This window comes from Phenylobacterium sp. (genome assembly GCF_035276905.1).
GTDB lineage: Bacteria > Pseudomonadota > Alphaproteobacteria > Caulobacterales > Caulobacteraceae > Phenylobacterium.
The window spans coordinates 1-4,902 of the sequence record NZ_DATELG010000056.1 but is presented as its reverse complement, the minus strand read 5'-3'; the positions used below and the strand labels follow the sequence as shown (position 1 = coordinate 4,902).

General features: G+C 73.0%; 5 protein-coding genes. All 5 read right to left on the bottom strand.

What is annotated here, in order from left to right; genetic code table 11:
- Nucleotides 1–291: tetraacyldisaccharide 4'-kinase (locus VJS38_RS02305; protein ID WP_324086535.1), on the bottom strand; the 291-nt coding region annotated here is incomplete at its 3' end.
- Nucleotides 288–1,568, bottom strand: a complete 1,281-nt coding sequence (locus tag VJS38_RS02300; RefSeq protein ID WP_324086534.1) for a 3-deoxy-D-manno-octulosonic acid transferase — start codon at nucleotides 1,566–1,568, stop codon at nucleotides 288–290. The genes VJS38_RS02305 and VJS38_RS02300, both read right to left, overlap by 4 nt.
- Nucleotides 1,565–2,554: a cation diffusion facilitator family transporter gene (locus VJS38_RS02295; protein WP_324086533.1), complete on the bottom strand. Its 990-nt coding sequence runs from the start codon at nucleotides 2,552–2,554 to the stop codon at nucleotides 1,565–1,567. Before VJS38_RS02295 ends, VJS38_RS02300 begins: the two co-directional genes overlap by 4 nt.
- Nucleotides 2,555–2,565: 11 nt before the next feature.
- Entirely contained in the window at nucleotides 2,566–3,288 is a 723-nt protein-coding gene (locus tag VJS38_RS02290) for a lysophospholipid acyltransferase family protein (protein ID WP_324086532.1), read from the bottom strand.
- Nucleotides 3,285–4,902, bottom strand: a 1,618-nt coding sequence (locus VJS38_RS02285) for an ABC transporter ATP-binding protein (protein WP_324086531.1), incomplete at its 5' end; no start/stop codon positions are given. The genes VJS38_RS02285 and VJS38_RS02290, both read right to left, overlap by 4 nt.

The window sequence follows — 4,902 nt, the reverse complement described above, 5'->3', positions numbered from 1 at the left end:
CACGGGGCCTTTGAGGCTGCCGCCGTAGCCGCGGGAGAGCAGGTGGACGTCGACGCCTTGGGCGGCCAACCGCTCGGCGACGGCGCGAACGATCGGCGTCTTGCCGGTCCCGCCGAGCGTCAGGTTGCCGATGCAGATCACCGGCACGCCGACGTCTTGGCACGCGGTCCTGGCGATGCGCCGTGCGGTGACCGCCGCCCAGATCCAGGAGACGGGCGTGAGCAGGGCGCGCGTCACCGGCATGACCCGCCGATCGCGGCTGTACCACCAGCGCGGCGTCGAGAGCTTCACGATCCCACCAGGTCCTCGATCAGCGGCAGCGCACCTTCCAGCGTCGCGTTCTGCCGCTCGGCGTAGTCGAGCGCGGCCTCGCCCATGCGACGGGCGATCTGGGGATTGGCCAGCAGGCCGCGCAGGTGGCGCGTCAGGGCGCTTGCGTCGGCGGCCTGGATCGCCGCGGCCTCCGCCAGCATCTCGTCATAGAGCTCCTCGGCGTTGGCGACGTGCGGACCGGTGACCAGCGCCGCGCCCAGCCTGGCGGCCTCCAGTGGATTGTGCCCGCCGATCCCGTCCACGAAGCTGCCGCCCATCACCACGACATCGGCCAGCCGGAGCAAAAGGCCCATCTCGCCCAGCGTATCGGCCACATAGGTCTGGACGCCGGCGCCGGGCGTCTCGCCCAGGCTGCGCCGTGCGACCGACCAGCGGCCGGCCGCCAGCTCGGCGGCGAGCCCCGGGCCGCGGTCGGGATGGCGCGGGGCGAGGATCAACAGGGCGTCGGGCCGATCGTCGGCCACGGCGCGGAAGGCCTCGGCGATCAGCGGCTCCTCGCCGGGATGGGTGCTGGCGGCCAGCACCACCGGACGGGCGCCGATCTGCGCGCGAAACCCGGCGAGCGCAGCCTCGTCCGCGGGCGGGGCCGCGCCGGCGCGCTTCAGGTTCAGCCGCGGGCCGGTCACCGCGCCCAGCGCCTCCAACCGCCCCGCCGTGGCCTCGTCCTGCGGCAGGATCAGGTCGAAGGCGCCGAGCAGGGCGCGGGCCGAGGCTGGGGCGCGGGCCCAGCCGGCGGCGCTGGCGGCGGTGATCCGCGCGGAGATCAGGCCCAGCTTCACGCCGCGCGCCCGGGCCGCCAGGATCAGGTTCGGCCACAGCTCGCTCTCGACGAAGAGGCCGGCGTCGGGCCGCCAGTGGTCGAGGAACCGGCGTACGGCCCCGGGGGCGTCGATGGGGGCGAACTGATGGATCACGCCCTGCGGCAGCCGGCGCGCCAGCAACTCGGCCGAGGTGACAGTCCCGGAGGTGACCAGCAGCGCCAGCTCCGGCCGGCGCCCCAGGGCCGCGATCAGCGGCAGCAGCGACAGGCTTTCGCCGACGCTGACCGCGTGCAGCCAGACGAGCCGGCCCGCCGGCCGCGGGCGCTTGGCGCGGCCAAGCCGCTCGTGCAGGCGCGGGGTTGCTTCCTTGCCCTTGGCCGCGCGGGCGGCGAGCAGGCGTGGCGCAAGCGGCTCGAGCAGCAGCGTCGCTGCGCCGTACAGCGCCAGCGGCAGGGGCCTCGTCTTGCGCCTCACACCACCTCGGGCGGCGCGAGCCGGCAGGCATGGGCCGGGTTGGTCTCGACCTGCATGGTGGCGTGGCCGATGTTGAAGCGCCGGGCGAGGCCCTCGCAGGTGCGGTGCAGAAAGGCGTCGCCGTCGTCGTTCGCCGGCCGGATCAGGTGGACGGTCAGCGCCGTCTCCGTGGTGCTCATGGCCCAGATGTGCAGGTCGTGGACCTCCACCACGCCGGGCTGATCGGCCAGCCAGCCGCGCACCTTGTCGACGTCGATCCCCTTGGGCGCGGCGTCGAGCGACAGGTCGATGGACTCTCTCAGGAGCCCCCAGGTCGCCCAGAGGATGAAGACGGCGATGGCGATGCTGAGCGCCGGATCGATCCAGGAAAGGCCGGTGCGCGCCATCACGAAGGCGCCGATCACCACCGCCACCGAGACCGCGGCGTCGCCGGCCATGTGCAGGAAGGCGCCGCGGACGTTGAGGTCGCCGTGGCCGCCGCGGAAGAACAGCAGGGCGGTCGCCGTGTTGATCGCCACGCCGATCGCGGCGGTCAGCATGACCACCCCGGTCTGCACCGAGGCCGGCGCGGCGAAGCGGTGGACCGACTCCGAGACGATCGCCCCGACCGCCACCATCAGCAGCACCGCGTTGGCCAGCGAGGCCAGGATGGTGCTCTTGCGCAGGCCATAGGTCCGCCGCCCTGCGGGCGCGCGCCTGGCCAGCGCCGCCGCGCCCCAGGCCAGGATCAGCGACAGGACGTCGGAGAGGTTGTGGCCGGCGTCGGCCAGCAGCGCCAGGGAGCCTGCCCAGAGGCCGGCCGCCACCTCCGCCGCCACGAAGGCGGAATTGAGCGCCACGCCGATGGCGAAGGCCCGGCCCATGTTCTCCGGCGAGACGTGATGGTGGTGATGATGATGGCCGTGGTCGTGCCCGTGACCATGGTGATGAGCGTCATGGTCATGCTCATGGTCGTGGTGATGATCGTGCGGGTGGGCGCTGGCCATGGGCTTATCTCTCACCCGGCGGCGGCGGGATCAACGGGGCTGCGCCCGACGAGCGCCTCGGCGCGGCGGGTGGCGCTCGACAACCTGGCCGACCAGCCGGCGATCAGCCGTGCGATTTCGGCGTCGTCGGCGTCGGCCGGCACGTGCAGCGGTCCGTCCCAGACCACCGCTCCGCGGCCGAAGGGGGCGGCGAACATCACCTGGTCCCAGGTCTTCAGCTGGGTCGCCGGATGGGCGGCGATGCCCATCAGGAACACCGGCTGGCCCGAGCGCTTGGCGATCTGCAGGGCGCCCGGGGCGATGACTTCGTTGGGCCCGCGCGGGCCGTCGGGGGTGACGATCAGCGCCCCGCCGCCGGCGACCCAGGTCACCGCCTCGCGGATCGCCGCCACCGCCTGGCGCGCCTTGGCCGCATCGCCCTTCTTGGCCGACGAGATGCGGATCGCCGGAAAGCCGGACATCGCCAGCGCGTCGGCGATGAATTGCCCGTCCGACGAGGGACTGACGAAGGCCCGCGTGCGCTTCCTCCACCACTGCGGGGCGGTCGCCAGGCAGAGCGGCACGCGGCCGTGCCAGAAGAGGCCGATGGCGCCGCTGTCGCCGGCCAGCACCGGCTCGACGCAGGCCAGGTTCTCATGGCGCCATCGCACCGTGCGCAGGATCACGCGGAAATAGGTCCCGAGCACCCAGCCCAGGAAGGCCTGGACGCCGTCGTTGCGCAGCAGCCCCTTCAAACCGCCTCCAGATCCTGCGTGCGGGCGAGCCGGGCGTAGAGGCCGCCCTTGCGCACCAGGCCGTCGTGGTCGCCGCTCTCGACGATGCGGCCCTTGTCGATGACGTAGATCCGGTCGGCGCCGCGCACGGTCGACAGCCGGTGGGCGATGAGCAGGGTCGTGCGGCCGGCCATAAGCCGCTTCAGCGCCGCCTGCACCTGGGCCTCGCTCTCGGTGTCGAGCGCACTGGTCGCTTCGTCGAGGAGGAGGATCGGGGCGTCCTTCAGGAAGGCGCGGGCGATGGCGATCCGCTGCCGCTGGCCGCCTGAGAGCCGGGCGCCGGCCTCGCCGACCGCGGTCTCGTAGCCGCCCGGCAGGGCCGAGATGAAGTCGTGCGCCGCCGCCGCCCCCGCCGCGGCCTCGATCTGCGCCTGGCTGGCGTCGGGCCGGGCGTAGGCGATGTTGGCGCGGATGGTGTCGTCGAACAGGAACGGCTCCTGGGTCACCAGGGCGATCTGGCGGCGCAGCGAGGCCAGCGTCACCTCGCGCACGTCACGGCCGTCGAGCGTCACCCGGCCCTCGGTCACGTCGTAGAAGCGCGGGATCAGGTTGAGCAGGGTGGTCTTGCCGCCGCCGGACGGGCCGACCAGGGCCACCGTCTCGCCGGGCCTCACCTCGAGGCTCACGTCGCTGAGCGCCGCGGGCCCGTCGGTCCCATAGGCGAAGCCGACCTGTTCGAACGCGAGTTCGCCCTTGGCGCGCCCGAGCGGCCGGGCGTGCGCCTCGTCGCGGATCTCCGGCTCGACGTCGAGGGCGGCGAACAGCCGGCGCGCCGCCGACATGCCCTCGGCGAACACCGTCTGCAGGTTGGCCAGCTGCCTGAGCGACTGCGAGCCCATGCCCAAGGCCGCGACGAAGGAGATGAAGGCGCCGGCGCTCATGCCGCCGTGCTGCGAACGCCAGCCGGCGTAGGCGAACACCACCGCCATGATCAGGGTCATCAGGAGCTCGGTGGCCGGTGCGGCGCGGGCGCGGGCGTTGGCCCCCTTGACCAGGAACTTCTCGCGCCGGCGCACCACCTCGGCCACGCGCGCCTCCTCGAAGGCCTCGCGGTTCTCGATCTTCACCACGCGCACGCCGTCGAGGCTCTCCATGATGGCGGTGGAGAGCGCCGAGGTCTCGGCCATCGCGCCCTTGGCGGCCTTGGTCGTCTGCTTGGAGAACCGGCGCATGATGGCGTTCGCCAGCGGGGCTGCGACCAGCAGGGTCAGCGACAGGATCCAGTCGTTGTAGAACATCACCACCACGGCGCCGGCGGTGGTCAGGAAGTTCTGGGTGTAGTTGATCACCCCGCTCGTCGCCGCCTCGCGCGTCAGGCCCGCGTCGTAGAGCACCGAGGAGACGTAGGCGCCGGAGTGCTGGGTGCGCAGGTGGGCGAGGTCGGCGCGCACCAGCTTGCCGAACAGCTGCAGCTGGATGTCGGCCACCACGCCATTGCCGATCCGGTTCATCAGCGTGGCCTGGGTCACCTGGGCGGCCGTCCGGCCGAGCGCCAGGACGGCGATGGTGATCGGCAGCACGACCAGCGCGCGGGGCGAATGCCCGACCAGCAGCTGGTTGGTGGCGGGCTTGAGG